We start from the raw sequence: 25,804 nt of genomic DNA, 5'->3' as shown, positions 1-25,804 counted from the left end.
AGCGCATGACCGAGAAGATCGCGATCACCCCCGCCACCCACACCGCCCCGCCCGCGAAGTTCTCGCACGGCGTCAAGAAGGGCAACATCCTCCAGGTCGCCGGGCAGGTCGGCTTCCTGCCCGCCGTCGAGGGCCAGCCCCCGACGCCCGCCGGGCCGACCCTGCGCGAGCAGACCCTCCAGACCTTCGCCAACGTCAAGGCGATCCTGGAGGAGGGCGGCGCGAGCTGGGACGACGTGATGATGATGCGCGTCTACCTGACCGACGTGGACCACTTCGCCGAGATGAACGCGATCTACAACGCGTACTTCGAGGAGCAGGGCCTGACCGCGCCGCCGTCCGCCCGTACCACCGTGTACGTCGGCCTCCCGGCCGGGCTGCTGATCGAGATCGACGCGCTGGCCGTCCTCGGCTGACGCGCCACCCGAGACGTCACCGGCGGACCGACCCCTGAACGGCCCGCCGGTGACACCCCCGGACGCCGCCCCCTCGAACCGGCGTCCGTACGCGCCGGGCGGTGATCCCGGCCCCTGCCGCACCGCCCGCCCCTGCCACACCACTTCGGGACGCGCCCCCTGTACGCGTCCCCACCGCTCGTACCGCCGTACGCATCGCACTCGTACGCACCTCGTACGTATCGCGTCCCCGGCGCGCACCACCCATCGCGCGCACCCGCCGTCTCACGCACACCCCACGCACACCCCGCGTGGCCCGCGTTTCCCCGTTCACCCGTGAACCCCTGAATCACCTGTTGAAGCACCTCCCGAACCACCGGCGCACCACGCACCACGGTGCGGTCTCCCCGGCTCCTGCCGCCGGAGTGCCGTGCCGCGGTCCGCCGTACCCGAGAACCCCTCCACCGACGTAAGGGTTTGTCGTGTTGCCCACCGCCACCATCGCCGCGACGGCGCCCGCCACCGAGGCGCCGCCCCACACCGGAGGACTCCTCCTCCTCATCGACGGCACCGCCGGTCTGCTGACCGTCGCCGCGCTCGGCATCGTGCTGCTGCTCGTCATGATCATCAAGGTCAGACTCCAGCCGTTCGTCGCCCTGCTGGCCGTCTCCATAGCCGTCGGCCTCGCCGCCGGACTCTCCGTCACCGAACTCTTCGGCACCATCCAGCGCTCCGCCGCCACCTCGGTCATCGAGACCGGTATGGGCGGCATCCTCGGCCATGTCGCCATCATCATCGGCCTGGGCACCATGCTCGGCGCGATCCTGGAGGTCTCCGGCGGCGCCGAAGTCCTCAGCAAGCGGCTCCTCGGCCTCTTCGGGGAGAAGCGCGCACCGCTCGCCATGGGTGTGACCGGTGTGATCTTCGGTATCCCGGTCTTCTTCGACGTCGGCATCTTCGTCCTCGCGCCGATCGTCTACGCCGCAGCCAAGCGATCCGGCAAATCGATCCTGCTGTACGCGATGCCGCTGCTGGCCGGTCTCTCCATGACCCACGCCTTCCTGCCCCCGCACCCCGGCCCGGTCGCCGCCGCCGGACTGCTGGACGTCTCCCTGGGCTGGGTCATCCTGATGGGCATCGTCGTCGGCCTCCCGGCCGTCGTCGCGGCCTGGGTCTTCTCCGACTGGATCGGCAAGCGCATCCACGTCGACGTCCCCCAGGACATGCTGGAGGCCGCCGAGGAGGCCAAGGCCACCGTCGCCGCCGAACGCGCCGCCGACGGCAAGGGCGCCCCGGAGGCCGAGGTCTCCCTCGGCACCGTCCTGCTGATCATCGGTACGCCGCTGGTCCTGATCCTCGCCGCGACCTTCTCCTCCATCGCCATGGACGAGTCCACCCCGCGGTCCGTGATCGAGTTCTTCGGCAACCCGTTCGTCGCCCTGACCATCGCCCTGGTGATGGCGTACTACCTGCTGGGCATCCGGCGCGGCTGGTCCCGCAAGTCCCTGGAGCAGGTCTCCACCTCGTCCCTGAAGCCCGTCGGCAACATCCTGCTGGTGGTCGGCGCGGGCGGCGTCTTCGGCGCCGTCCTCAAGGCGAGCGGCGTGGCGCAGGCCCTCTCCGACACCTTCGAGGACGTCGGCCTGCCGCTGATCGTGCTCGCCTACCTGATCTCCCTGGTCCTCCGGGTCGCCCAGGGCTCCGCGACGGTCGCCATCGTCACCACGGCCGGCATCGTCCTCCCCCTGGTCGAGAGCGGCGACCACTCGCAGCCGTTCCTCGCCCTGGTGATCATGGCCATCTCGGCGGGCTCCATCTTCGCCTCCCACGTCAACGACGGCGGCTTCTGGATCGTCGCCAAGTACTTCGGCATCTCGGAGCGCGACACCCTCAAGTCGTGGACCGTCCTGGAGTGCGTCCTGTCGGTCGTCGGCTTCGCGGTCGCGGCGGCGCTCAGCCTCTTCGTCTAGACCCCGCCGCTCCGGGCCCCGGTCGGCGGCGCCCGGGGCGGCGGTCGTACACCTACAGGAAGGGGTGTACGAGGGCGGGGGCGTACGGACTTCGGTCCGTACGCCCCCGTTTCGTCTTTCCCGTCCCGGAAAGCCCGGCTCCTTGACCCGCGCCGCGCGGGGCCGAGAGCATCGGCACGATCGGCACGAGGTGACCGGCGAGACCAGAGGAGCGCTTTCTTGATCACGGGTGAGGAGTTCGGGGCCCTCTTCGAGAACTTCGAGCGGACCGCCTTCCGGCTGGAGACCCTGGACGAGTACGACATCGAGGAGGAGCGCGAGGAGATCGCGCGGTTCCTGTCCGGTGCGGACATGGGCCCGGAGTGGGCGGACAACCCCTGGGTACGGTCGATGACCGACAAGGGCAAGCAGGTCTCCCGCGTCCATGTGCTGCGGTCACCGCTGACGGAGTACCTCCGGTACGAGCTCTCCGCGTACCCCGGCAATATCAAGGCCGGGGAGTCCATCGGGATCATCGACCTGACGGAGCACTCGGTCACGGGGCTGCCCGACCACGACTTCTGGATCTTCGACGACCGGGATGTCTACCGGATGCACTACACCGAGACGGGGGCGTTCGTCGGAGGTGAGCCGATGCCTCCGGGCGCGCTCACGGAGTACCGGTCGTATCGGGACCGGGCCCTGGCCGCCGCGGTGCCGTTCGCCGCATATTGGGAGCGACACCGCTGACCGACTCATGACCCTCCGCGGACCGCTCCTCGATGATGGGCGGCATGCCGGAAACCGATCCGTCCGAAGTTGTCGTGGCCCGCCCGCAGGCGGGACCGGCCACGGCGACGAGGTCCCCTCCGCACCCGTCAGCCGCTCCGGGTATCACGTTCCCCGGGGCCGAACTCGGCGGCGATGTTGTTCCAGTTGAAGGCGTCCCGCCAGTCGTTCTTCGCCCCGGTCCAGCCGAGCAGCGCTCCGAGGACCTTCTCCTGGGAGACCGTCATCGTCTGATAGTGCAGCTCGGCCACACCGTCCCGGTACTCGAGTTGGTAGGTGTTGTTCTCCCGAAGCAGGACCTGGATGTACCAACTGCCGGGCCGTTCCTCGTCCGTCCGGTCGAGGATCATGAAGGTGTTTCCTCGCCGGAGTCCGGCCAGCATCGTTCCGATGGCGGGCTCGGAGGGGTTTCTCACCACGAGGCCGCGTTCGTTGGTCGCACTCAGCATGGTCAGATCATCCAGGAAGGGTCTGACGCCGGTGCCCCCGATCAACGACCCCGGGGTTGAAGCGCCGGTTCATACGAGCAGCAGTCGGTAACGGCGGTTCGCCGACTCCGCGTCCCGTTCGCCGATGACGGCCGTCCAGTGGCGGCAGACGGCGGTCACGAAGGCCCGGACCGCGGTGGGGTCGGCCGTCCGCCAGGCCGGGAGGGTCGCGAGCCAGGCGAGGGCGGTGCCGGGCGGCTGGTCGCATTCCATGAGGCGTACGGCGGTGTACGCGGCGTCGACCCAGTCGGGGCCGGTCGCGGGCATGGCCCAGTCCACGACGTACGCGCGCGCGGTCCGGGTCCGGGCGTCGGCGACGAGGATGTTGTGCGGGTTGGTATCGGTGTGCAGCAGGGTTTCTCCGGCGAGGAGTTCGGCGTCGCCCGGATCGAGGAACCCGGCGTAGCGCTCGGCGAGCGGCGGTACGTCGGCCCCGGTCGGCGGGCGGAGTCCCCGCATCCGGTCCAGTACGTCGCGGACCGCGTCCAGGTCGCGGCCGCCGGGGCCGAGGTCGGCATGGCGTCCGTCGATCCGGTCGAAGGCGAGGACACGCCAGCCGTCCGTACGAATGTCGTACCGCAGTTCGGGGCCGACGCTTGTGACGGCGTGGTTCAGCAGAGTTTCGCGGTGGAGCGCGGCGGCCTCGTCGGTCGCGTCGTCGGGTACGCCCTTGAGGAAGAGGGCGCCGTGCCGTTCGGTAGTGACGGTCGCCGCGAACCGGCAGTTCAGCCCGTCGGCCACCGTCGCCGCGTTCCGTACGGCCCCCACCCGCTCCTCGATCCCGGCGCGCAGGCCCGGCGGTAAACCGTCCCAGCCGAGGCGTTCGGTCATGTTCTTCTCCTTTTCGGAGCCGGGGGCGCCGCGGGGGCGGCCCCGGCAATGTCGGTTCCGCTTACAGCTCTCGGGTGGTCCCGCACAGACGGCAGCGGACCTTGCCGCTCCAGCCCACCCAGTCGTGGTCACACCCGGCTGCGACGGGTCGTCCGACGGCTGTACGCGTTCCGGATCCGGCCGGTCGGCCGTTGACGTGATGGCGGGTCGGGGGCGGGGAGCCGGGCCGGACGGGAGCGTCCCCCGGGCTCGTGAGGGCGATGGTCATCTCTGCTCATCCTTCCTGCTGCGCCGTGCTCGCGGCGAGATATCGCCGCACCGGTGGATAGATGCCGTGCGGTATGCGGTGGTCGAGTTCGGCGAACGGTGCCCAGACGGCGGCGTCGATCTCGCGCGGCGCGGCGACCCGCGCGGTGGTGTCGGTACCCCGGACCAGGGCGCAGGCGAGATAGACGAGACGGCGTCCGGTACGGGGGTGGTGGCGCTCGCCGAGGACCGGGCCCGCAGTGATGGTGAGGCCCGTCTCCTCGCGGGTCTCGCGGACGGCCGTCGCGTGCGGGGGTTCGCCGGGTTCTGCCTTGCCGCCGGGGAACTGCCAGAGGAGTGTGCCCTCCGGGATTCTGCGGCGGACCAGCAGCACCCGGGCGCCGTGGGTGACGACGGCGAGGACGACGGGGGCGACGGTCACCGGATGGGCTCCCGTACGCAGCCGATGAGACGGGTGACGGTGTGATCGGCCAGCAGCCAGCGGAGGCGGGGGTCTTCGTACGGCAGCCGGACCGGGTCGTCCGCCGGGCGCAGGCCGTGCCGCCGGGTGGTGTCGGGGTGGTGGAGGACGCCCGCGTACCCCCAGGCGCGGGGGTAGCGCACTCGTACGGCGATATGACCGCGCAGGAGGGCGGGGCACTGCTCGACGGCGAGCGCGGCGCAGGACGGGCAGACGGGCGGGGTGACGGTGAGTTCCCCTTCGGGGAGGCGTCCGGCGTCGTCGGGCAGCAGCCAGAGAGGTCCCCGGGGGTGCGGGGGCGGTCGCCGTCCGCAGACCTGGCAGAGCAGCCGGGCGGTCGCTTTCCGCTGGCGGCGCGGGTCGAGCTGATCGTAGAGCGGACGGCCCGCGACATCGGTGGCCCGGCGGCCCCGGCCCCGGGCGAGGAGGACACCGTCGTCGGTCCGGTCGTGCACGGTCTCGTCCGTGTAGCCGATCCGCCGCCGTACGGGGTCGAGTACGAGGGGTTCGACGAGGTTCGGCGTGCCCGACCAGGGCGTGACTCAGGGGACGACGCGCCCGTGGAAGCGGGGGAGGTGGTGTCCTTCTGTCACGGGAGTTCCCCCGGTACGGGCCCGGGCGTCCGGCGGGTGGCGTCCTGCGGGCACGCGTACTGCACCCGGCCGGGCCCGCTGGCCCGTTCCACATAGCCGACTTCCACGGGGGTCGCGGTGTGCCGTCCGCAGACGCAGCACACCTCGGTACGGGGCGGGGGCGGCGCGGCGAGCAGACTCTCCAGCATCACCGCAGCCACCCCCACCCGGGCGACGGCCCGTTGGTCAACACCGGTACGGGTTCCCGGAAGGCCAGACCCTGAGGGGCTACGTACAGCATGTGGCGCGGCGGCGGGCCGACGACGGGGCGGAGCAGTTCTAGGGTCCGCTCGACCTCCGCACGGGCCCTGAGGATGGCCTGCGCCTGCCCCTGAGTGGGGGTCGTCCAAGGCCGGGACCACGGGCTCATCGGCGGCGGGCAGGGCGCGGACTCCCGGACGGGCGGGGCGGCACGTAAGCCGAGGTGGGTGAAGAGGCGGGCGATAGCATCACGCATATGGCTGATCAGTTCCTGAGCAAGCTGGTTGGTCACAGCCCCGCCGGGCCGTCGCTATACGGCTCGGCGGGGCGCTTCTGTTGGAAGCCCGGGATCGCAACAAGTGAACGTAGTCACGGGCCTTGCCGACATCGGTCGACAGGGAGCCGCGCGTTGAACGTGTTGATTGGCGGGCCCAACCGGCGTGAGCGGGTTTAACGTACGGTCATGAGCCGGTCACGCAACCTGCGCTTGGCGTGGGTGATCGAGGAGTCGGGCCTCACCTACGATGCGGTCGCCCGCGCCGTGGTCCGGATAGCCGTCGCCGCAGGTGACACGAGCTTGCGTACCAGCAGGTCGACGGTGTGCTACTGGGTGGGCGGCACACCTCCGGCGCCCGCGACGGCCCGGTATCTGTGTGAGGCTCTCAGCCGGAAACTGGGCCGGGTTCTGACTCCGTACGCCCTCGGCCTGTCCGACACCGCCTCTTCCGACCCGGCCGATATCGGGCTTACCGTCGACAGTGACCCGGTGGAGACGCTGGGGGAACTCGGGAGGGCCGACATCGAGCGCCGCAGCTTCCTCACCACATCCGCCTACTCCGTCGCGGGTGCGGCCCTCCCACTCGGCGTGGCCGGGGAGATGGAGGCGCGTACCGCGCGGGCCCTCGGCGGGGGAATCGCCGGGGCGGCGGAGATCGCGACCGTACGGGACATGGTGGCGATGTTCACCAGGATCGACGAGCGCCATGGCGGTCAGCACGGGCGCGGTGCCGTCGTGCAGTACCTCGTGGACGATGTCGCCCGCCTGTGCCGGGCGCGGTGGCAGTCCGAGGCATTGCACCGGCAGATGTATTCCGCGGCCGGGTCCCTGGCCTACCTCGCGGGGTGGAAAGCCTTCGACGCGGGTGAACACGGGCTCGCCCAGCGCTACTACCTTCAGGCATTTGGCCTGGCCCGCCGCTCGGCTCCACTCGATCAGGCGTACGTCCTGCGGATTCTCGCGCAGCACGGTATGGACAACGGCCGCCCCGAACACGTCCTCGGCATGGCCGATGCCGCACTCCGGCTGAGCCGTGGAACGGACCCCTCCACTCAGGCTCTCTTTGTCAGCTGCCGAGCCCGCGCCCTCGCCGCTTCCCAGCAAGGGGCCGAGGCGTTACGAGAGGCGGACCGCGCCCGTGAACTCGCCGCCACCGGCGAGGTAGCGGACATCACCGGATGGGCGAGGAACTGGGGATTCCCGGCCTCCACGGTGGATTACCACCGGGCCGCGATCAACGTCCGCATCGGCGATCACTCTGCTGCCGAAGCTCACTACGCCGCCGCCCGGCGCCGATGGAGCACGGCACACCACCAGCGGGTCGCGGCGCTGTCGGCCACCTTCGAAGGCCATGCTCAGTTGAGCCAGGGCAGGATCGAGCAGGCGTGTTCCACCTGGCACGGTGCACTCGACGCCATGACCGGGGTCCGGTCGTACCAAATCGTCAAGGCCGTACGGTCCATGCGGTCGGACCTGGCCCGGTTCCACGCCCGTGGCGTCCGGCCCGCCGCCGAGCTGGACGAGCGGGCGCGGGTCTGGCTGCGTCACGAAGGCGCCGCGTAGCACCGGGGCGCCGGGCGGTACGGCTGCCCGGCTCGTCGCGAGAGCCCGGAGGCGGGCTGCCACGGCGTTCGGCCCCAGGGTGGCCAAGGCCCACAGGGCACTGAGGCGGCGGCCGGAGGACCAGATGCCGGTGGTCGGCGGCCGGAACGAGGCCACGGCGATGTTCCGAACCATGAACGGGTCGGGGTCGAGATAGGTCATGCCACCGGTCCCGCACAGATACGCGCGGGCGCCGGTCGCCGCGGAAAGGTCTGCGAGCCGGACGGAGCGGCCCGGCCGGGCCGGCAGACGGCTGCTGGTGAGGACTTGGCCCTTCCAGCCCAGCAGGTCCAGCAGGACGCGGGTGGAAGCCTCGGCAACCGGCGCGGTCTTGCCGGTGTCGAATGCATCCAGCACCGGATCCAGGGCCTCGGCGAGGGCGGGCCAGTGAGGGCTGGCCCCATAGCACTGCCGCAGCATCCCTGCGGTCCTGCGGCGGGCCAGGTCCGGGTCGTCGATCACGGCGTCGCGGATGAGGGTGGGCCGTCCGCTCGGCAGGCGGGTGGGGATGGTAAGCCACTGCTGACCGGCGGGGTCATGGAGGTTCGCAAGGCGGGCTCGGTGCTGGTAGTCGCGGCGGGTGAACTGCACGTCGTCCAGGACGATCCAGTAGTCCGCCGCGAACAGCTTGGCCAGCGTGGTCAGCCGGGGCAGGAAATTCGGCTGGTGGACGGCACACAACCCGCCCGGGGCGGGCAGGTCAGGAAGCGATGACGTAGTCGGTGAAGCCGTCACGGATGAGGGATTCGTAGGCTGCATGCACGTCCTCCGGGACGTACTGGGAGATGGCGAAGCCGAGTTCCGGGTACTCGATCACCCGCTGCAAGTCGCCGACCATCATGCTGATCACAGTCTTCTCGTCGCCTATGGCTTTGAGGTAGGCGTCGAACGACAACGGGGCGGAGGCGCACACCACGTCGACCTCGGGCCACTGCTTGCGGCATGTGGCGAAGGCCCGTCGTTCCATGTACGGCATGGTGACCAGTAGCACGGAACGTGGCCGGACATCGGCCGAAGTGAGAACATCGCGCGCGTAGGCGATGTTCTGTCCGGTGTTCGCGGCCTTCGGCTCCAGCAGTATCGCGTGGGCGGGAACGCCGAGCGCCCGAGCGTTTTCCTGGAAGTGCACCGCCTCACCGCGAGGAAACACGCTGCTGGTGGCCGGGCTGTTGCCGCCGGTGAACACGAGGGTGGGGAAGAGGCCGGTCTCGTACAGGTGGGCAGCGTAGGTGCTGACGCCGAGGTCGTTGCATCCCAGCGCGATGGCCGCGTCGCATGGGCGGGGTTCGTGACGCATGTGGTGGTAGTCCCAGATCAGCTGAGCGGCTTGCTGCTGGTCCTCGGTGATTCCCTGCGGTCGTCCGTCCGCCACTCGTTGCTCCCTGGTCTGTGATGTAGGGGTTTGAAGGCTCCCTCGCATGTCCGTCTGATGGCCTCGATGCTACGTAGTTGATGTCCGAGGCCGGACTGTGCCGCTATCCGAGCGGCTTCGTCGAGAAGACGGAGGCCATCGTCACGGGTGGCGGGGTCGGTGCGCAGGATGTGGGCTTGAGCGGTGGTCAGCTGCACCTGTTGCATCGGGGACCGTGCGGTGCCCGTGGTGCGGGCGACGTCCAGGAACCGGAATGCAGCCGTGAGGTCGCCGGCACCACGGCGGGCGAGAGCAAGTTTCTGGTGGGCCACCGACCAGTCATCGGGTTCGGCGAGGTCCTCGAAGTCACGGGTCGCGGCGATCATGACACGGGTCGCGTAGTCGTGTCGGCCGTCCTTGCTCAGCGCGGTCCCCACCCATAGGCGGGCCCTCGCGCGGTCGCGGGGAGAGAGCCGGTCGTCGACAGCCAGGGTCTCGTAGCTGCGGGCGGCGATCTCCAGCTTGCCGGACATCTCCATGACGATCGCGAGGGACAGGTCGAGCTGGGCAACTCGGCGGGGGATTGCGAGCTGCGTGAAGACCTCGCGCGCGTCGGCATAGGAGTGTTGGGCCGACAGCAGTCCGACGAGAGTTCCCTGGTAGCGCTTGAGATCGCCGAGCAGAGCGGTCGAGCGGGCGAACAGATACAGGCCCTTCTCGTCCAGTTCAGGGGCTTTGAAGCGGCCCAGCCACCGGCCGATCAGGCTGTCGGCGAAGGTGAAATCCTGCTGGGAGAGGGCCACCACGACCCGGTCCAGGTCGTCGGCCCAGGACTCGTACTCCCAGGCCCGGGGCCCTGAGAGGATACCCCGGCGCCGAGTGACGACCACGGTGCCGGTCAACTCGGACAGAAGCGTTTCGAAGCGCGGCTGGGCCGAGGCGTCCGCCCGAGTCAACGCGGTGTCGAGGATGGCCTGGGTGTCGGGTCTGGGCTGGGTAGCGGTGAGCTTGCTCTCCCACTTGGAGACGGTCGCGACGGCCAGGCCGAGATGCTCGGCGAAGGCCCGCACGCTCATCCGCAGAGCCAGTCGCAGGGCCTTGGCCTCCAAGCCGGTCCAGTGGTGCACGGTCGCCACACATCGCTCCCTTCCATCGGTCATCGAACCAGATCCGTGCAATCGGCGGGACGGAAGTGGAACGGAAGTAGAACGGCCGGTGATTGGCCGCGAGTCGGTCGGACGCCACGATCGGAGCGTCACCACTTGTCGAGTCGTTTTGGACGGTCCCGAGCATGGAACCCCTCACGGAGCATCGCCCGGTCAGCGGCCCGGTCGTTTACGGCTTCTTGCGGCTGGTGCGGGTGTCCCAAGCGCGCCAGGACGCCCTGGTCGCCTCGCTCGCCGAGTACTGCTGCAGCCACGAACTGCAGTTGTTCGGCGTCTTCACCGACCGCGACGCGTCTGCCGGGTCCGCCTCGGCGGCGTTCACCGGGCTGATGGACGTGCTCGCGCTGCCGGACGTCTATGGCGTCGTCGCCCCGGCCATGTCGCACCTGGGGCCCAAGGTCATAGCCGCTGAACGCGGGCGGCGGATCGAGGCGGTCGGCTCGCGGCTGCTGCTGGTCCGCAAGCCCCGCACGGCCCACCACTCCGTCTCCCGCAGCGGTCCCGTCCGTCGCCGCCACCCCGGCACCACCCGCGTCCTGGACGCCGAGTCATGAGGACCGTGATGACCAAGACGACCCAGCGGTTCTTCGACGGGCGGCCCGAGTCGGTCGGCCAGGCACGGTCCTTCACCGCAGAAGCCCTGGCCGACTGGGGCCTGCCGGACCGCGCCGAGGACGTCCGGCTCTGCGTCTCCGAGCTCGCCACCAACGCCCTGGTCCACGGCACTGCCCCCGGACACGGCTTCCTGGTCAAGCTCGACGCCGACGAGGAAGTCGTACGCCTGGAAGTGCACGACAGCCGCCGCCAGCACCCGGAAGCCCGGCAGGCCGCTGACACGGACACCTCCGGACGCGGGCTGATCCTGGTGAACGCGCTCGCCGACGGCTGGGGAGTCGAGGACCGCACTCCGGTCGGGAAGCTTGTCTGGTCCTGCTTCAAGGCCACGGGAGGCACGACAGCATGAGCGTGTACCCTGGCCGGCGCCCGGGAGGTCGTCCCAGAGCTGGAGTCGCCTGCAGGTCGTCGGCGACCAAGTGCTGGTGCACTTGCCCGGCGCCTTCCGGCGGCTGCGGCTGCCCACCCGTCGGTCCTGGAACCGAAGTTGTCGCCCGCAGCGGCGAGGTAATCCTCCTGCTCGGGCTGGACCCTCTGCCGCAGTCCGCTGACGCCGCCAAGGTCGACGCCTACCTGGACGCAGCGCTCGCAGCCGACCGGCTGCTGTTCGGACGCGCCCGCACCCGCTGAACCCGCATCTCCTCGCACGGCCCCCCCGGACGGAACGGATGAGAGGGAACTGCCATGGAAACCTTCGAACGCGCCCGGCTGGACGCCTACTTCGCCCGGATCGCCGCCCAGTTCGCACCGGGTGAGCAGACGGTGTCGTTCCTCATCACGCATCTGCTGGCCGAGCGTCCCGCATTCGTCCGCGCGGTCGCCGCGATGACCCGCCTCACCGCGGTGCTGCCCAAGCCGAAGTCCGTCCACCCGGCCGCGAAGCGCGAGGTCGAGCAGACGCACATGGTCGACACGCTCACCCGCGAAATGTTCGCCCAGGCCGACGACGCTCTGGACTACCTCGAATCCCGTGCCGCCGACCAGACGGTCACCCTGCTGGACATCGGCGGCTACTTCGCCCCCAGCCTCGCCGACGTCCACAACCGCTTCACCGGCCGGCTCGCCGGGGTGATCGAGGACACCGAGAACGGGCACCGCCGCTACGAGGACATCGACAAACTGCCCTGTCCCGTCGTCTCCGTCGCCCGCTCCCCGCTGAAGGACCCCGAGGACTTCCTCGTCGGCCAGTCCGTCGTCTTCTCCACGGAGGCAGTCATGCGCGATCGCGGTGACATCCTCCACGGCCGACCCGCCCTGGTGATCGGCTTCGGCAAGCTCGGCAGTTCGATCGCCCGGCTCCTACATGCCAAGGGCGTCCAGGTCACCGTCTTCGACATCGACCCCGTCCGCCGCACCCAGGCCCTCTCCCAAGGCTTCACCGTCGCCCGCGACCGCGAAGCCGCCCTGACCGGCGCCGGCCTGGTCCTCTGCGCGACCGGCGCCGTCTCCCTGCGCGGCGAGGATTTCTCCCACCTGCGTAATGGCGCCTACATCGCCACCGTCACCAGCAGCGAGGACGAGCTCGACCTCGCCGGACTGCCCGACGTCTACACCCGCACCCAGGTCGGCGACCACGTCACCCGCTACCAGACCACCGGGCACTACTTCTATCTGGCGAACGGCGGCAATGCCGTCAACTTCATCCACGGCGCCAGCGTTGGGCCGTTCATCTTCCTGGTCCAGGCCGAGATCCTCGCCGCGATCAGGATGATCACCCGCAGCGACCTCGCCCCCGGCCTTCATGAGGTCCCCGCACCCGACCGCGAAGCGATCGCGGCGACCTGGCTCTCCTACTTCAACAGGTGATCACCATGACCATCACGGCCAACCACATCCGCACCACCATCGCCGCCTACCTCGACGAACACCCCGAGGACAAGCGCGAACTCGGCGTCGTCCTCGACCTCCTGGACGACGGCGACGACCTCACCAATCGCAAGACCCTGCCCGGCCACGTCACCGCAGGGGCCATCCTCGTCGGCCCCGACAGCCGCATCCTGCACATTCTCCACAACGTGACCCAGAGTTGGCTTTTGCCCGGCGGCCATCTGGAGCCCTCGGACGAGACGCTCCTGCAGGCCGCCGGCCGCGAACTCGCAGAGGAGACCGGCATCCCGCCCCAGGTCGTCACCCCGCACGGCGAGACTCCGCTCCACATCGACATCCACCCCATCGACGCCAACCCCGCCAAGGGCGAGCCCGCCCACCAGCACTTCGACTTCCGCTTCCTCTTCCGCACCACCACCGACATCGGCGAACTCCAGGCCGAAGAAGTCTCCGACGCCGCCTGGCGAACGATCGGCGCCCTCCACGACGAGACGTTGGGCCAGCGCGTCACACAAGCACTGCGTTGACGTCAAGACCGGCCGCCCCTTTGCCTGCGACCCCCGAAGCGCGCGGGGCGGCCTCCCAGCCCGCCCAGCAACAGGCTGCCACCTGGCACGGCGCGCTCGACGTCATGACCGGGATCCGGTCGTCCCGTACCGTCAAAGCTGTCCGGTCCATGCGGTCGGACCTGGCCCGGTTCCAGGCCCGTGATGTCCGGCCCGCCGCCGAGCTGGACGAGCGGGTGCGGGTGTGGCTACGTCACGAAGGCGCCGCGTAACACCGTTCCGGAACCCAGACGCTCCGCCGCCCCGTGGAGGGCGGGAGGCGCATCGGCGGTGCCGGGGGCCGTTCCTGGCAGGCCGTTCGTCGGTCTCCGGGGCGAGTCGGCTCCGTCGCTCGGGGGAGTCGGGGCGGTCCCGGTGGGCGATGTGCCGGGTGTCGCGGGGTGCGATCTTCGGAGTATGCCGGGGGGACCGAGCCCGCGGAACGGATTGCCGGAGGGCTGGCGCATGATCACTCGAACCATGGAGCGGACTCACGGAGTTCCGGCGGCCCCGGCCGGTCGGGCGCGGGCCGTCTGGGCTGCGGCTCATGCTCCGGTGGCCGGAGTTTCCCGCCGGGTGCGCAATGCCGCGCTCGCCGTTCCGCTCGTCGTACTGCCGTCCGGTCTCTGGCGGATCGCCACGGAGTTCGTCCCCGGTATGGAGGGCGGCGACACTGGCTCGGGCACTCTCCCGGGCTGGCTGCCCGGTGAGGTGTACATCGTCCTCCTGTCCGTCTTCTCGGAGCTGGTGGCGTTCACCGCCGTCGGGCTGATCGCCGCCTGGGGCGAGGTGTTCCCGCGGTGGGTTCCCGTACTGCGCGGGCGCCGGGTGCCGCCGCTCGCCGTCGTCGTGCCCGCCGCGATCGGCGCGGTGCTGCTGACGGTCGTCTGGACGGCCGCCTTCGCCGCGGACTTCGCCGGTGTCACGCTCCAAGGGGAGCCGACCCCGGCGGGCTACCCCGGTGAGGCGGGCGGCTGGACGGCCGCCGTCTACTACGTCTGCTACCTCCCGCTGCTGCTCTGGGGGCCGCTGCTCGGCCTGCTCACCGCGGCGTACCGGCGGCGGCGCCGGGCCGAACGGCCGGAGGGGATCGCGGCCCGGTGAGAGCCCGGGGCGCCGACCCTCTCCAGCCCGGGGGGTGTGGAGGCGGGCTACCCCGATCGGGGTGAGGACCTCCGCCGAGGGCCGGCGCGTTCGGATGGTCAGCCCCCCTTCCGGGCCGAGGCCGAAGCCGAGGCCGGGTGGAGATAGCGGCGGACCGGGGCGAAGACGCCGTACGGCACATAGCGGTCGATGCCGTCGTACGGTGCCCAGACCGTCGCCGCGATGTCCCGGGGGGCGGCGAGCCGCGGGGTCGGGTCGGTGCCGCGGGCGATCGCGCAGGCGACGTAGACGAGTGTGCGGCCCGTCCTCGGGTGCCGGCGTTCGCCCAGGACCGGGCCCGCGACGACCGTCAGGCCCGTCTCCGCCCGGGTCTCCCGGACCACCGCGGCGGCCGCGGATTCGGCCCTCTCGTTCTTGCCGCCGGGGAACTGCCAGAGCAGGACCCCCTTGGGGAGTCGGCGGCGGACGAGGAGCACCCGGGACTCATGGGTGATGATCGCCAGGACCACCGGGGCGGTCACCGCGGGGCTCCTTCCGCAGGGGGCCGGAACACCTCCGCGACCGGTGGCGGCGGCGGGGCGATCGGGCTTCTCCGCCGGACCGGAAAACGAGCGGGGGTTCGCGTCAACAGAGAGGCGATAGCATCACGCATATGACTGATCAGCTCCTTGGAAAGCTGGTTGGTCTCAGCTCCGGCGGACCGTGGCGACGGCCCGTCGGAGCGCCTTTCCCCGCCGGGCCGATCGGTCGGCGAACGGAACGGGGCCCGGCGAATGGTTCCGGCTTCGAGGAAAGCGGGTCGTCGCGGAGTCGAACCAGGCAATTCGGCCGCCCGGCGTCCGGTGCGGCGGCGGAAATTTTTACCCGCGCCCCGGCACGGTCGGTTCCCGCGGGGCTACCTTGGGCTGATGGTGCAGCCGGAGAACACCCGTTTCGCCGCTCATCTGCGCGCCACCGGGCTGTCGCAGGAGGAGTTGGCCGATCGGCTCAACGCTCATATCCAGGTCCTGACCGGCCGGCCCGGCAGCATTACCTCACGACACATCCGTAACTGGCTTACCGGAAAGACGAGGTGGCCCCAGGAACGACAGCGGCTCGCATTGCGGGCGGAGTTCGGATCCGACGCGTATGAGCTGGGATTCAAGCCGAGGAACAGTGCAGCAGTTCACGTTTTTACGGCCGAAGGCTCAGCGGACATGGATCCGGAGGAAATCGTGAAACGCCGTCACTTCACCGTCGCCGGGACCGCCGCAATCGGCGGGTCGGCGCTGCCCGGAACCGGGTCCGCCGCGATTCCCCTGCCCCGGTTCGGCATGGCACAGGTCGACGCCCTCGAAAAAGCCTTCGACCGGCTGATCCGGGACGACGACGGCACGGGCGCCACGGCCCGGCTGGAGGCCGAGGCCCTGGCCTTCAGCGAGCAGGCGCTGGCCCTGCTGCTCTCCGGCGGGATGCTCCCGGAGCGCGTCCGGTCCCGGATCTACGCCCTCGCGTCGTCCTTCACCGGCTTCGCGGTCTGGGCCGCCGTGGACCGCTGCCGCCCCGAACACGCCCAGCGGTACGTGGACCGCGCCCTCACCCTGGCCAGACTCTCCGGCCGGGCCGAGACCGAACTCCGGGTCTGGCGGCACGTCTCGATCCTCGCGGGCCAGCGGGGCGACCACAACGAGGCCATGGCCGCCGCCCAGGTGGCCCGTAACTCCTCCGCCTGCCAGCGGGATCCGCTGCTGGCCGCCATCACCTCCGCCCGGCTCGCCTCCGTCGACGCGGGCACCGGGAACGCCCGCGCCGGGCGGCGCGCCCTCGACAACGCCCACAGCGCCTTCGACCGCGCCGACCACACGGCGGACCGCGACAGCTGGTGGGCGTTCTTCGACGCGGCCGAACTGCACGGCCTGTCCGCCCTGGTCCTCGCCAAGCTCGGCGAGTACGAGGAGGCGGAGGCCCATCTGCACCGCGCCCTCGCCCTGCTCCGCCCCGAATACCGCCGCAACCGCGCCTACTACACCGCCCATCTCGCCCTCACCCAGCTGCGGCAGCGGGACGCCGAGACCGCCTGCGGCACGGCCCTGACCGTACTGGCGGACCGGAGCGCCCTCACCGGGCGGACCCGTAAGACACTGCGCAGGTTCGACCGGGGGCTGGCCGGGATCGCCCCCGGGGCCCGGTTCGCCGACGCCTGGACCGAACGCTTCCACGACCCGAAGGGGCGGCTCTGACCATGGAGTTCCGCCATCTCGACGCAGCCGGTCTGGAGGCCGTACGGCACCTTGTCCTCGCCGTCCATACCGAGGTCAGACACCAGGACTTCGGCATGACGGGCGACTTCCACAGCGGCGCCCGGTTCGATCTGCGGCTGAGCGCCTACGCCGCCCGCCCCGGCTGGGCCGCCGTCATCGGCTACGACGACGGCGAGCCCGCCGGGTTCTGCTTCGGCATACCGCTCGCCGCCGACACCCGCTGGTGGCGGAGCATGAACCCACCGCTCCCGGCCGGTCTGGTCCGGGAGGACGGCCACCGCACGGTCGCCCTGAACGAGATCGTGGTCCGCAAACGCTGGCGCGGTACCGGGGCCGCCCGGCGGCTGCACGACACCTGGCTCGCCCGGCGGACCGAGGAACGCGTCACGCTGCTGGTCGACCCCGGGGCCGGGGGCGGCCGGGTGAAGACCGTCTACGAGAGCTGGGGCTACCGCACCCTCGGCGAACAGCAGCCCTTCCCCGACTCGCCCCGCTTCACCGCGATGATCCGGCCCGTCACTCCGGAGCACCCGCCGCCGTCGTCGTGAAGTCGTAGACCGCCCACTCGTTGAGGACCCGGAACCCCAGCCGGTGGTAGAGCGCGTTGCTGGTGGGGTTGGCGGCGTCCGTGAAGAGGACGAGCCCGGTCGCGCCCTCCGTACGGGCCGTCTCGCAGGCCGCGGCGGTCGCCGCCGCCGCGTAGCCGTGGCCCCTGTGGTGGGCGGGGGTGTAGACGGGGTCGATCTGGACCACTCCGGCGACCGGCGGATTGGCGCCCGCGACGGAGACGGGGGTGCCGTCGGGGGACTCCCAGAACGTGTAGTCCTTGTCCGCGAACCGGGTGTCCGGCCAGGTGTCCATGGTGACGGTGACGGACTCCCGGACGTCCTCGGCGAAACCCCGGCACAGGTCGACGACCTGGGCCAGATCTGCCTCGCCCGCGCGCCGGGCCCGGCCCGCCGGAAGCGGCTCCGGCGGGGTGAGGATGCCCAGCCGGTGCAGCCGCAGTTCCACCCGGAGCGAGAAGGCCGCGCCGGTATGCCGGTGCCACGCCTCGGCGAACGCGGTGGCGGCCGGGCGGTCGGCGCTGACATAGGGGAGGTCGAACCCGAGGTCCGCGAGATATCCGGCGAGTCCGGCGGCCCGCTCGGGCGTGAGACCGGTCAGACCGATACCGAGTCCCGGGAGACGGTGGAAGACCCCGTGGACCCTGCCCCCGCTCTCCAGCCGGCCGAACTGGAGCGCCTGCCCCGGGGCGAAGGTGTACGTGCCCGCGCGCACGCGGGCGATCACCGTCAGGGGCATCAGGCACACATCCGGGCTGGCGTGCAGGAAGTCACCCGCCCCGGCGAGAAAGTCGTCGATGTCGTCGGTGAGGTGCCACTGAACCGCAAGCATGCGGCATGCTCCCCGACGCGCCCGCGCCGGGCAACGCGTTTTCCCCTCCGGGGCGGTCAGGTGGAGGCGGTCAGGGGCGCGAGGAACTGCGCGACCAGCCCGCCACGATCCGCAGACCGGATACCGCGTACGGGAGCTGTACGGTTCCGCTTGCCGCGAGTGGCGGTGCCGCCCGAGCAGGTACGCGGTCCGCGGACCGTATGTGGCTGGTCGCGCAGTTCCTCCCCCTATGCCTTCGGCAATGGGGGGACCCCCAGCGCCTTGGCCCTCCACAGCACCGCCCCGGAGGGGTGCGTCAGCCGTGGAGGAGGATCGGGAACGCCTCCAGGTCGTTCTGGGTCATCACCGGCATATTGCGCAGCTCGTCCGCCGGGACCGCCAGCCGGAGGTCCGGGTAGCGGGCGAAGAGCGCCGGGAGGGCGATATTCGCCTCCAGTCGGGAGAGCGCCGCGCCGGGGCACATATGCGGGCCGTGGCCGAAGGTCATATGGCGGATCGGGGTGGCCCGGCGGATGTCGAAGGAGTCCGCGTCGCCGCCGTGCCGGTCCCGGTCGCGGCCGATCGCCCGGTACGAGATCACCACGCCCTCGCCGCGCTCGATCACAAAGCCGCCGCTGCCTTCGCCGTCATCGCCGTCGACCGCGACTTCGATGTCCTCGGTGGCGAACCGCATCAGCAGATGGGTCGTCGGCGGGTCCCAGCGGAGCACCTCCTCGACCACCGTCTCCCAGGGCACCTCGCCGGAGCGGACGAGTTCGAGCTGGTCGGGGTGGGTGAGCAGGGCGCGTACGGCATTGAGGACCAGACCGACGGTGGTCTCGTGCCCGGCGCCGATCATGTCCTTGAGGTTCCCCATCACCTCCAGCTGGGTGAGGGGTTCACCGCCCTCGTCGGCGAGGATCAGCGCGCTGGTGAGGTCGTCGCCGGGCGCCTGGGCCTTCTCCGCGACCAGCTCGGTGAAGATCTCGGTCAGCTCGGCGACGGCGGCCAGCCGCTCGTCCTGCGGGGTGAGGAGGGAGAAGAACGCCTTCCAGAGCCGCATCTGGCGGGGGATGGACTCGTCGGGGACGCCCATCAGATTGCAGACGACGCTCATCGGCAGCGGCTGGGCGAAGTACGTCTTGAGGTCGACCCGGCCGTCGGGACCGGCGTGTCCGGGCAGGGCGTCGAGGAGTTCGGCGGTGATGTTCTCCACCACCGGGCGCATGGACTCCACCCGGCGGGCGGTGATGGCCTGGGCGGTCTTGGCGCGCAGTCGCCGGTGTTCGGCGCCGTCCACGGAGAACATGGAACGGCCGGTGTCGATCATGCCGACCAGCGGCCAGCGGCGGTCGACCTCACCGGACTGCCAGAGTCTCCACCGGTTGATGTCCTTCACCAGCCGGGCGTCGGTCAGCAGCCGCCGGGCGACGGCGTGTTCGGTGACGGTCCAGGCGGGGGCGCCGAGCAGATCGATCCGGACGAAGGGCCCGGTCTCCCGGAGCCGGGCGGTCTCGCCGTCGAGATCGCGGACGAGGGGGTCGATGACCAGGGAGGGGGCGGGGGCGGGCGCGCTGGTACGGCTCATTGCTGATCTCCAGTCGGGCGAATGGGCGTGAACCGAACGGGAATCGCCGTCATGCCCCGCAGAAACGTGGACGGACGGCGGACCAGGGTCTGCGCGGGCACCGCGAGATCGACGTCGGGCAGCCGGTCCAGCAGTACCTCGATGGCGGTACGGGCGACGATCTCGGCGATCTCCTGGGCCGGGAGCGGGCAGCGGTACTCGCCGTGGCTGAAGGAGAAGTGGGCGCTGTTGCCGCCCTGCGAGGGCGCGAACTGCTGCTGGATCAGCGGGTCGGCGTTGGCGGCGGCCAGTCCGAGCATCAGCAGGTCACCGGCCCGGATCTGCCGTCCGGCGAGCAGGGTGTCCCGGGCCGCCCAGCGGCCCGCCAGGATCTGGGTCGGGGTGTCCTCCCAGAGCACCTCGTTCATGGCCTGGCCGATGCTGTGCCGACCGCCGCCCAGGGCGGCGGCGAACCGGTCGTCGGTGAGCATCAGCCGGATCGAGTTGCCGATCCAGTCGGCGGTGGTGACGAAGCCGGCGCCCAGGACGTCCTTCACATTGAGCGCCACCTCCTCCTCCGTGAAGCCGTCCTGCGCCAGCATCCAGGAGGTGACGTCGTCCCCGGGCTCGTTCCGCTTGGCCTTCACCAGCCGCTGGTTGAGGGCGAGGTACTCACCGTGGGCGCGCTGGGCGCCCTCGCCGCCGTCGACGAGTTCACCGAGCGCCCTGGCCAGGGTCGTACCGTCCTCGTCGGAGTAGCCGAGGACCCGGGCCAGCGCCAGTACGGGCAGCGGCTTGGCGAACTCGGCCACCAGATCGGCCTCGCCGCGCCCGCAGAACGCGTCGATCAGCCGGTCCGACAGCTCCTCGCAGGTCCGCCGGAGATCGAACGGGTCGATGCTCTCCAGCGCCGGGACCACCAGGGACACATGGCGGCGGTGGTCGGCGCCCGCGGTGAAGTAGATCGACGGCTGGGGCCGCTGGATCATCGGCAGCAGAGGCCAGTCGTCGGGGATGTTCGGCCACTGGTTCCACAGGCCCACATCGCGCGGGAACAGCTCCGGGTCGCTGGTGACCTGGTGCATCTCGTGGTAGCCGACGATCAGCCAGGCCGGGATGTTCCCCGGCAGCTCGACCGGGACGACCGGCCCGTGCTCCCGGCGCATCTCCCGGTAGAGCTGGTGCGGGTCGGTGTGGAAGCGGGGGCCGCTCAGCGCCACGGGGGAGGTGTTCCCCTGGTGGGCCGGGCAGCCGCCGGTCCGGGCGGATTCTGGGGTGGTCATCAGGCCGTCTCCGGAGTGCCGACGAGTGCTTGCAGATGCTCGACCAGGGTGATCAGCACCTTTTTGCTGGAGTCCCGGGAGCGGGCGTCGCAGTCGATCAGCGGGATATGCGGATCGAGGTCCAGCGCGTCCCGGATCCGCTCCGCCTCGTGCGGCGGTCCGCCGAAGTCGTTACGGGCCACGATGAACGGGGTCCCGTGGTGCTCCAGCCGGTCGATGGCGTACCAGGAGTCCGCCAGCCTGCGGTCGTCGACCAGGACGACCGCGCCCAGCGTGCCGCTGAAGAGCCGGTCCCACAGGAACCAGAACCGCTCCTGGCCGGGGGCGCCGAAGAGATAGAGCACCGTACGGTCGTCCAGGCTGATCCGGCCGAAGTCGAAGGCGACCGTGGTCGCCGACTTGTTCGGGACGGCCCGCAGATCGTCGATGTCCCGCCCGGCCAGCGTCATGGTCTCCTCGGTGTTCAGCGGACGGATGTCGCTGACCGAGCGGACCATGGTGGTCTTGCCGACGCCGAAGCCGCCGACGATGACGATCTTCAGTCCGTTGTCGGCGGTCCGGCTGAGGGGCGTACGGGACGCCGGGCGCGGCTCGGCGAGGTCAGAGTTCGCGGAGTCCAACGAGCACCTTCTCCAGGGTCGCGTGGTCGGGAAGCCGCGCCGGCGACGCCAGGGTGCGCGGATGGCGGACGGTGATCCGGCCCGCGTCCAGCAGATCGGAGAGCAGGATCTTGGTGATGCTGACCGGTAACCGCAGCTCGGCCGCGATCTCGACGACCGCGACCGGCAGCGGGCAGAGCCGCAGGATGGCGGCGTGCTCCGACTGCATGCCCCGGGCCGGTTCGCACTCGGCGACCACCAGGGTCACCAGGTCGAAGTCATTGCGGCTGGGGCGGCTCCGGCCGCCGGTCAGCGTATAGAGACGGTCCGGGTTCTCGTCCCGGGCGGCGCGGACCATCCCGGTCAATCCACGGGTGCGGGATCGGCGGACCGGGGCGGGGCGCTGAGGTGCTCGCCCAACTGCTCGACCAGTTCGAGCATGTTGTGGCCGACGAGTCCGGCGTCGGCGTCCTCGGCGGCGACCACGGCGACATGGCTGCCCTCACCGGCTTCGGCGATGAAGAGGATGCCGCCGTAGAACTCGGTCATCGACTGGCGTACGCCGCCGGAGCCGTCGCCGAACTCCACGGACGCGCCGTGGGAGAGGCTCTGGATCCCGGCGGAGATCGCGGAGAGCTGGTCGGCGCGGTCGGCGGACAGCTCGGCGGTATGGCAGAGCTTCAGGCCGTCGCGGGAGAGCACCAGGGCGTGCCGGGTGCCGGGGGTGCGCTCCAGCAGTCCTTCCAGCAGCCAGCCGAGGCCAGCCGCGCCGGTGGCGGATACGGTCATCGGTCGTCCTCCGAAAGGGGAGTCGCGGGGGTCGTGGTCGTGGTCGTGGTGGTGCCGGGGCCGGAGTCCGGCGTACGGCCGGTGACGGCCCGGCGGAAGGCGCCGAAGCGGGCTCCGGCTCCGGCGGACTGCGGCCGGGCGCTCCTGCCGCCGGAACCGGACTCGGCCGGGGCGGCCGAGCTGGGCAGTCCTTCGGGGTGGGTGGCCGCCAGGGTCCGGCCGCGCCGCCGCTTGGGCAGTTCGGCGGCAGGCTGCGGCCGTTCGCCCGCCGACAGCGCCGGGTCCGGCGGGAACGCGGGTACGGGCTCGGGCGCCGGGGCGGCGGCCGGGGCCGCGGCGACGGCCGCCGGGCGCCCGGTGCGCCGCAGGGCGACCGGAACCTGGGGCTCGTCGGGACGGCTGCGGGTGATCAGCTCCTGGGGGATCATCACGACCACCCCGGTGCCGCCGATGGCCGACGGGCGGAACGAGACCGTCAGTCCGTGCTTCTTCGCCAGCCGCCCGACCACGGCCAGGCCGAGCCGGGTGCCGGTGAGGGTGGAGAGGTCGCCGGAGTTCCCGGTGACCGCCTTCTCGGCCCGGCGCAGCGCCGTCTCGCCCATCACCAGACCGCTGTCCTCGATGGTGATCACGGCCCCGGCCGGGACCTCGGCGACATAGCCGTGGACGTCGGTGGTGGGGGGCGAGAAGTTGCAGGCGTTGTCGAGGAGTTCGGCGAGCAGATGCATCACGCCCTCGGCCGCGTGGCCCGCGACAGCGATGTCGGCGACCGAACGGAGGCGTACCCGCTGATAGCCCGCGATCCGTCCCATGGCGCCGCGGAGGATCGATTCCATCGGGATCGGCTTGGCCCAGCGGCGCCCGGAGCGGGCCCCGCTGAGGACGGCGATGGAGTCGGCGAGCCGCCCGGCCTGGGCGGTGCGGTGGTCGAGATGGAGCAGATCGGCGAGGACGTCCTCGTCGTCGTGGAGATGCTCCATCTCGCGGAGGTCGGCGAGCATGCCGGTGGTCATGGCCTGCATCCGCCCGGCCGCGTTGGCGCAGGCGGCCATCGCGGCGGCCCGGCGCTTCTCACCGAGCCCGGCTTCCGAGACGGCGGCGGCCCGGAGCCGTTCCGCGCGCTCCGCCTCGTCCGCGATCTGCCGCATCACCCGCTGATAGGCGAGGTGTTCGGGGGCGGGTACGGCCGCGAGTGCCGAGCCCGGTCTCCCGCCCTGCCGGATCGCGGTCATCAGCGCCGGTACCGACTGGTCGGCGAACCGGTCGGCGGCGGTCGCGAGATCGGCGGCGCGGGCCCGTGCGCGACGGGCCTGTGACCTGTACACGAGCGCCGCCGCGAGTGCGGCGAGTAAAAGGGCGGCGACTGCGGCGACGCCGAACACTGCCATCAACTGCTCCTCGTGCACAGCAGACGTGTGCGAAGTGGTCAACTCCGGGGACCCTATAGAACACTTGACGGGTTCACCACCGGCAACGGTGGGCAAAGTCCATCACCGGCGGTCCGGAAAAGGCGACACGCGGGCAACCCGCGCAAAAATTCGGCCAACTTTGCGGCCGACGGCCGGAGGTATGGCTTGGTAACGCCCGGTCCCGGGGCGGGACGGCCGCCGCCCCGCCGACGGTAACCGGCCGCAGCGCGGGACCGGTGCGCGGCGGGGGCGCCCGGAAGGGGCCGTGCGCGGGCGCGGGGGCGTGCGGCCCGGGGCGCGGAGAGCCGGTCGCGCGAGGGGAAGCCGTACGGGTCCGGAGGCGTACGGGTCCGGAGACGTACGAGTGCATGCGCGGCGCGGGGCGGCGAACGAACGGCGCGGGGCCCGGGGGCCGCGCGCCGTCGTCCGACATGTCCTCACGGGCCCCGGACGCGGCCCGTCATCCGGGTATCAGCAGTACTGGGCCTCCTTGCCGATGGAGCGGTACATGCAGTCGGAGTTCTCCAGGAGCTGGAGTACGGCGTCCCGGTTGCGGCTGGTCTCCCGTTCGATCACCTCGTCCGGCGGATAGAAGCCGCCGCCCGACGCGCTGCGCGGGAACAGCTCGAAGGTGTAGCCGAAGATCTTCTGGTTGCCCCAGAGCCAGTCGTCGATCGATCCGTCGGTGATGTACAGATCGCTGGACTGCTGCGGGGTGTAGCCGTTGCTGGCGGCCATCTTCTGGCCGACCGCGGCGAAGGCGTTCCGGTCGTCCTGGGTCATCCCGGCGGCGGTGTCGGAGTAGGTGTAGCCGTACGGCCAGAGCACCAGCTCGCTGTAGGTGTGGAAGTCGATTCCGGTCCTGATCTGCTGCTTGCCGCCGACGACCCGGCTGCGGACGAAGTCGGCGACGACCTTCACCTCGGGCGCGGACTCGGCGGCCCGGCCGCGGTAGGTCTCGGAGCCGGGGCTGGTGGAGGAGCCGCCGCAGCAGCCCCACCGGTAGTTCCAGTTCCGGTTGAGGTCGGTACCGACGGCGGTCGAGCCGGTGTTGGGCTGCCGGTTCTTGCGCCAGCTGCGGTAGGAGCCGGTGGCGATGTCGTACTCGCTGCCGTCGGGGTTGATGCTGGGGACGATCCAGATCTCCCGGCCGTTGACCGCGTTGGTGATCCGCGAGTCGGTGCCGTAGTCCTCGCCCAGCTCCCGCAGCAGATAGAGGGCCATCTCCACGGTCAGATGCTCGCGCGCGTGCTGCTGCGAGGTGAAGAGCACCTCGGGCTCGTTCTCGTCGGTGGCGACGTTGTCGCTGACCTTGACGGCGATGATGTCCCGGCCCTGATGGGTCCGGCCGATCACCCGCTTGTTCATGATGTTCGGATGGGCCGCGATCCGCTGGTCGATCGCCGCGTTCATCTCCGCGTAGTTGTGGTAACGGGAGTCGGCGGGCGGGAAGTCGAGCGGCCGGACGTCGGTTCCGGCGGCGGTACGGGCCGGGGGCCCGGGCAGGGCCGTCAGCCGGTAGCCGAGCGCCCGGAGCTTCTTCGCCTGGGCCGGGTCGGCGCTGACGACGACCGCGCGGGCGTCGACCTCGTCGATCGCGACGCCGGTCGCGGCCAGCGTCGTCCGCTGGGCGGCGCCGACGACGCCGTCGACCTGGTACTGGGTGATCCGTTCGGCGGCCGCCGTGGCCGCCGCCGTCCGTGCGGACCCGGGGTCGGGCGCGTCGGACTGGACCGCGTTGGCGGTGAGGGGGGCCATCAGGGCGATCGCCAGCAGACCGGTGATCGCCGCTGTTCGTCTGCCCCGGCCGCTGCCGCGGATGCGTAGGCGCATTGCTGTCTCCTGAGGGGTGGGGGTGGAACAGGTATGCGACGCGGATGGATGGTGCCGTGTGGGCACACATCGTGGGGCCATGACATGGACTGGTCAAGATGGCGTCGGGGGTACGGGCGGTGCGCACGCCGGTGCGGCGCCGGATACGCCCGCCGTGGGCGGGGCGGTCCGCGAGGGCCGGGCCGGAACGCGGACGGCCGCTCTCAGG

Annotated in this window: 29 protein-coding genes and 1 pseudogene; 12 read left to right on the top strand and 18 right to left on the bottom strand. The window is 71.1% G+C overall.

The window, feature by feature from the left end; translation table 11 throughout:
• Nucleotides 1-5: 5 nt before the first annotated feature.
• The 3 genes from AB0G74_RS02290 to AB0G74_RS02280 all read left to right on the top strand — a co-directional run bounded on the left by AB0G74_RS02290 (nt 6) and on the right by AB0G74_RS02280 (nt 3,094).
• Nucleotides 6-416, top strand: a complete 411-nt coding sequence (locus tag AB0G74_RS02290) for a RidA family protein (protein WP_361139459.1) — start codon at nt 6-8, stop codon at nt 414-416.
• 464 nt (nt 417-880) lie between these two features.
• Complete coding sequence (locus AB0G74_RS02285; RefSeq protein WP_358827816.1) at nt 881-2,365, top strand: gluconate:H+ symporter; 1,485 nt, start codon at nt 881-883, stop codon at nt 2,363-2,365.
• A 219-nt stretch (nt 2,366-2,584) separates the two neighbouring features.
• Nucleotides 2,585-3,094, top strand: coding sequence for a DUF6879 family protein (locus AB0G74_RS02280; RefSeq protein WP_361139457.1), 510 nt, complete (start codon nt 2,585-2,587; stop codon nt 3,092-3,094).
• A gap of 128 nt (nt 3,095-3,222) precedes the next feature.
• Here AB0G74_RS02280 and AB0G74_RS02275 read toward each other — a convergent pair whose 3' ends face one another.
• The 6 genes from AB0G74_RS02275 to AB0G74_RS02250 form a co-directional block, all read right to left on the bottom strand.
• The gene (locus AB0G74_RS02275; RefSeq protein WP_361139454.1) at nt 3,223-3,582 is read right to left on the bottom strand and encodes a hypothetical protein; all 360 of its coding nucleotides are present in this window, start codon (nt 3,580-3,582) and stop codon (nt 3,223-3,225) included.
• A 69-nt stretch (nt 3,583-3,651) separates the two neighbouring features.
• Nucleotides 3,652-4,452 (bottom strand): aminoglycoside phosphotransferase, encoded by an 801-nt coding sequence (locus AB0G74_RS02270; protein WP_361139451.1) that lies wholly within the window; start codon nt 4,450-4,452, stop codon nt 3,652-3,654.
• Between the two features lie 274 nt (nt 4,453-4,726).
• Nucleotides 4,727-5,140, bottom strand: coding sequence for an NUDIX hydrolase (locus AB0G74_RS02265; protein ID WP_361139449.1), 414 nt, complete (start codon nt 5,138-5,140; stop codon nt 4,727-4,729).
• On the bottom strand, nt 5,137-5,634 hold the full coding sequence (locus tag AB0G74_RS02260) for a hypothetical protein (RefSeq protein WP_361139446.1): 498 nt from the start codon (nt 5,632-5,634) through the stop codon (nt 5,137-5,139). The genes AB0G74_RS02265 and AB0G74_RS02260 overlap by 4 nt, the downstream gene beginning before the upstream one ends.
• Nucleotides 5,635-5,768: 134 nt before the next feature.
• Nucleotides 5,769-5,960 (bottom strand): hypothetical protein, encoded by a 192-nt coding sequence (locus tag AB0G74_RS02255; protein ID WP_361139443.1) that lies wholly within the window; start codon nt 5,958-5,960, stop codon nt 5,769-5,771.
• A complete protein-coding gene (locus AB0G74_RS02250) occupies nt 5,960-6,304 on the bottom strand; it encodes a hypothetical protein (protein WP_361139440.1) in 345 nt (114 codons plus the stop codon). The genes AB0G74_RS02255 and AB0G74_RS02250 overlap by 1 nt, the downstream gene beginning before the upstream one ends.
• Nucleotides 6,305-6,475: 171 nt before the next feature.
• Between AB0G74_RS02250 and AB0G74_RS02245 the strand changes: the two genes are divergently transcribed.
• Nucleotides 6,476-7,852 carry a hypothetical protein gene (locus AB0G74_RS02245; RefSeq protein ID WP_361139438.1) on the top strand — a complete coding sequence of 459 codons (1,377 nt, stop codon included), beginning with the start codon at nt 6,476-6,478 and terminating at the stop codon, nt 7,850-7,852.
• A gap of 36 nt (nt 7,853-7,888) precedes the next feature.
• On the opposite strand, the pseudogene AB0G74_RS02240 reads toward AB0G74_RS02245, so the two are convergent.
• The 3 genes and pseudogenes from AB0G74_RS02240 to AB0G74_RS02230 form a co-directional block, all read right to left on the bottom strand.
• Nucleotides 7,889-8,545 (bottom strand): annotated as a pseudogene (locus AB0G74_RS02240) (WbqC family protein); the annotation flags it as partial.
• Nucleotides 8,546-8,591: 46 nt separating this feature from the next.
• Nucleotides 8,592-9,263, bottom strand: coding sequence for a YdcF family protein (locus AB0G74_RS02235; RefSeq protein WP_361139436.1), 672 nt, complete (start codon nt 9,261-9,263; stop codon nt 8,592-8,594).
• Nucleotides 9,206-10,378 (bottom strand): hypothetical protein, encoded by a 1,173-nt coding sequence (locus AB0G74_RS02230; RefSeq protein ID WP_361139433.1) that lies wholly within the window; start codon nt 10,376-10,378, stop codon nt 9,206-9,208. The genes AB0G74_RS02235 and AB0G74_RS02230 overlap by 58 nt, the downstream gene beginning before the upstream one ends.
• Nucleotides 10,379-10,533: 155 nt before the next feature.
• On the opposite strand from AB0G74_RS02230, the gene AB0G74_RS02225 reads away from it, so the two are divergent.
• From AB0G74_RS02225 to AB0G74_RS02200, 6 genes are all read left to right on the top strand, one after another.
• Nucleotides 10,534-10,962 carry a hypothetical protein gene (locus AB0G74_RS02225; RefSeq protein WP_361139430.1) on the top strand — a complete coding sequence of 143 codons (429 nt, stop codon included), beginning with the start codon at nt 10,534-10,536 and terminating at the stop codon, nt 10,960-10,962.
• An 8-nt stretch (nt 10,963-10,970) separates the two neighbouring features.
• Nucleotides 10,971-11,372 (top strand): ATP-binding protein, encoded by a 402-nt coding sequence (locus AB0G74_RS02220; RefSeq protein WP_361139427.1) that lies wholly within the window; start codon nt 10,971-10,973, stop codon nt 11,370-11,372.
• 335 nt (nt 11,373-11,707) lie between these two features.
• Nucleotides 11,708-12,829 carry an adenosylhomocysteinase gene (locus AB0G74_RS02215; RefSeq protein WP_361139424.1) on the top strand — a complete coding sequence of 374 codons (1,122 nt, stop codon included), beginning with the start codon at nt 11,708-11,710 and terminating at the stop codon, nt 12,827-12,829.
• Nucleotides 12,830-12,834: 5 nt separating this feature from the next.
• On the top strand, nt 12,835-13,377 hold the full coding sequence (locus AB0G74_RS02210; RefSeq protein ID WP_361139421.1) for an NUDIX domain-containing protein: 543 nt from the start codon (nt 12,835-12,837) through the stop codon (nt 13,375-13,377).
• 20 nt (nt 13,378-13,397) lie between these two features.
• Entirely contained in the window at nt 13,398-13,628 is a 231-nt protein-coding gene (locus AB0G74_RS02205) for a hypothetical protein (RefSeq protein ID WP_361139418.1), read from the top strand.
• Between the two features lie 322 nt (nt 13,629-13,950).
• The gene (locus tag AB0G74_RS02200; protein WP_361139415.1) at nt 13,951-14,499 is read left to right on the top strand and encodes a hypothetical protein; all 549 of its coding nucleotides are present in this window, start codon (nt 13,951-13,953) and stop codon (nt 14,497-14,499) included.
• A gap of 98 nt (nt 14,500-14,597) precedes the next feature.
• Here the strand turns inward: AB0G74_RS02200 and AB0G74_RS02195 are convergent, their stop codons facing one another.
• Nucleotides 14,598-15,020 carry an NUDIX hydrolase gene (locus AB0G74_RS02195; RefSeq protein ID WP_361139413.1) on the bottom strand — a complete coding sequence of 141 codons (423 nt, stop codon included), beginning with the start codon at nt 15,018-15,020 and terminating at the stop codon, nt 14,598-14,600.
• Nucleotides 15,021-15,407: 387 nt separating this feature from the next.
• On the opposite strand from AB0G74_RS02195, the gene AB0G74_RS02190 reads away from it, so the two are divergent.
• Nucleotides 15,408-16,718, top strand: coding sequence for a hypothetical protein (locus AB0G74_RS02190; RefSeq protein WP_361139411.1), 1,311 nt, complete (start codon nt 15,408-15,410; stop codon nt 16,716-16,718).
• A 2-nt stretch (nt 16,719-16,720) separates the two neighbouring features.
• Nucleotides 16,721-17,287, top strand: coding sequence for a GNAT family N-acetyltransferase (locus AB0G74_RS02185; RefSeq protein WP_361139408.1), 567 nt, complete (start codon nt 16,721-16,723; stop codon nt 17,285-17,287).
• On the opposite strand, the gene AB0G74_RS02180 is transcribed toward AB0G74_RS02185, so the two are convergent.
• The 8 genes from AB0G74_RS02180 to AB0G74_RS02145 all read right to left on the bottom strand — a co-directional run bounded on the left by AB0G74_RS02180 (nt 17,256) and on the right by AB0G74_RS02145 (nt 25,596).
• Nucleotides 17,256-18,137, bottom strand: a complete 882-nt coding sequence (locus AB0G74_RS02180) for a GNAT family N-acetyltransferase (protein ID WP_361139406.1) — start codon at nt 18,135-18,137, stop codon at nt 17,256-17,258. The two genes, AB0G74_RS02185 and AB0G74_RS02180, sit on opposite strands and share 32 nt — an antisense overlap.
• A gap of 295 nt (nt 18,138-18,432) precedes the next feature.
• A complete protein-coding gene (locus tag AB0G74_RS02175) occupies nt 18,433-19,704 on the bottom strand; it encodes a cytochrome P450 (RefSeq protein WP_361139404.1) in 1,272 nt (423 codons plus the stop codon).
• The gene (locus AB0G74_RS02170) at nt 19,701-20,966 is read right to left on the bottom strand and encodes a cytochrome P450 (RefSeq protein WP_361139401.1); all 1,266 of its coding nucleotides are present in this window, start codon (nt 20,964-20,966) and stop codon (nt 19,701-19,703) included. Before AB0G74_RS02170 ends, AB0G74_RS02175 begins: the two co-directional genes overlap by 4 nt.
• A complete protein-coding gene (locus AB0G74_RS02165; protein ID WP_361139398.1) occupies nt 20,966-21,586 on the bottom strand; it encodes an ATP/GTP-binding protein in 621 nt (206 codons plus the stop codon). Before AB0G74_RS02165 ends, AB0G74_RS02170 begins: the two co-directional genes overlap by 1 nt.
• Nucleotides 21,567-21,923: a DUF742 domain-containing protein gene (locus AB0G74_RS02160; RefSeq protein WP_358827798.1), complete on the bottom strand. Its 357-nt coding sequence runs from the start codon at nt 21,921-21,923 to the stop codon at nt 21,567-21,569. Before AB0G74_RS02160 ends, AB0G74_RS02165 begins: the two co-directional genes overlap by 20 nt.
• Before the next feature lie 5 nt (nt 21,924-21,928).
• The gene (locus AB0G74_RS02155) at nt 21,929-22,354 is read right to left on the bottom strand and encodes a roadblock/LC7 domain-containing protein (RefSeq protein ID WP_361139395.1); all 426 of its coding nucleotides are present in this window, start codon (nt 22,352-22,354) and stop codon (nt 21,929-21,931) included.
• Entirely contained in the window at nt 22,351-23,742 is a 1,392-nt protein-coding gene (locus tag AB0G74_RS02150) for an ATP-binding protein (RefSeq protein ID WP_361139393.1), read from the bottom strand. Before AB0G74_RS02150 ends, AB0G74_RS02155 begins: the two co-directional genes overlap by 4 nt.
• 492 nt (nt 23,743-24,234) lie before the next feature.
• Nucleotides 24,235-25,596, bottom strand: coding sequence for a M14 family metallopeptidase (locus AB0G74_RS02145; RefSeq protein ID WP_361139390.1), 1,362 nt, complete (start codon nt 25,594-25,596; stop codon nt 24,235-24,237).
• Nucleotides 25,597-25,804 lie beyond the last annotated feature (208 nt).

It is taken from the genome of Streptomyces sp. NPDC020875, assembly GCF_040641415.1.
Lineage (GTDB): Bacteria > Actinomycetota > Actinomycetes > Streptomycetales > Streptomycetaceae > Streptomyces.
The sequence above is the reverse complement of the archived record's forward strand: the minus strand, read 5'-3'. Positions and strand labels throughout refer to the sequence as shown.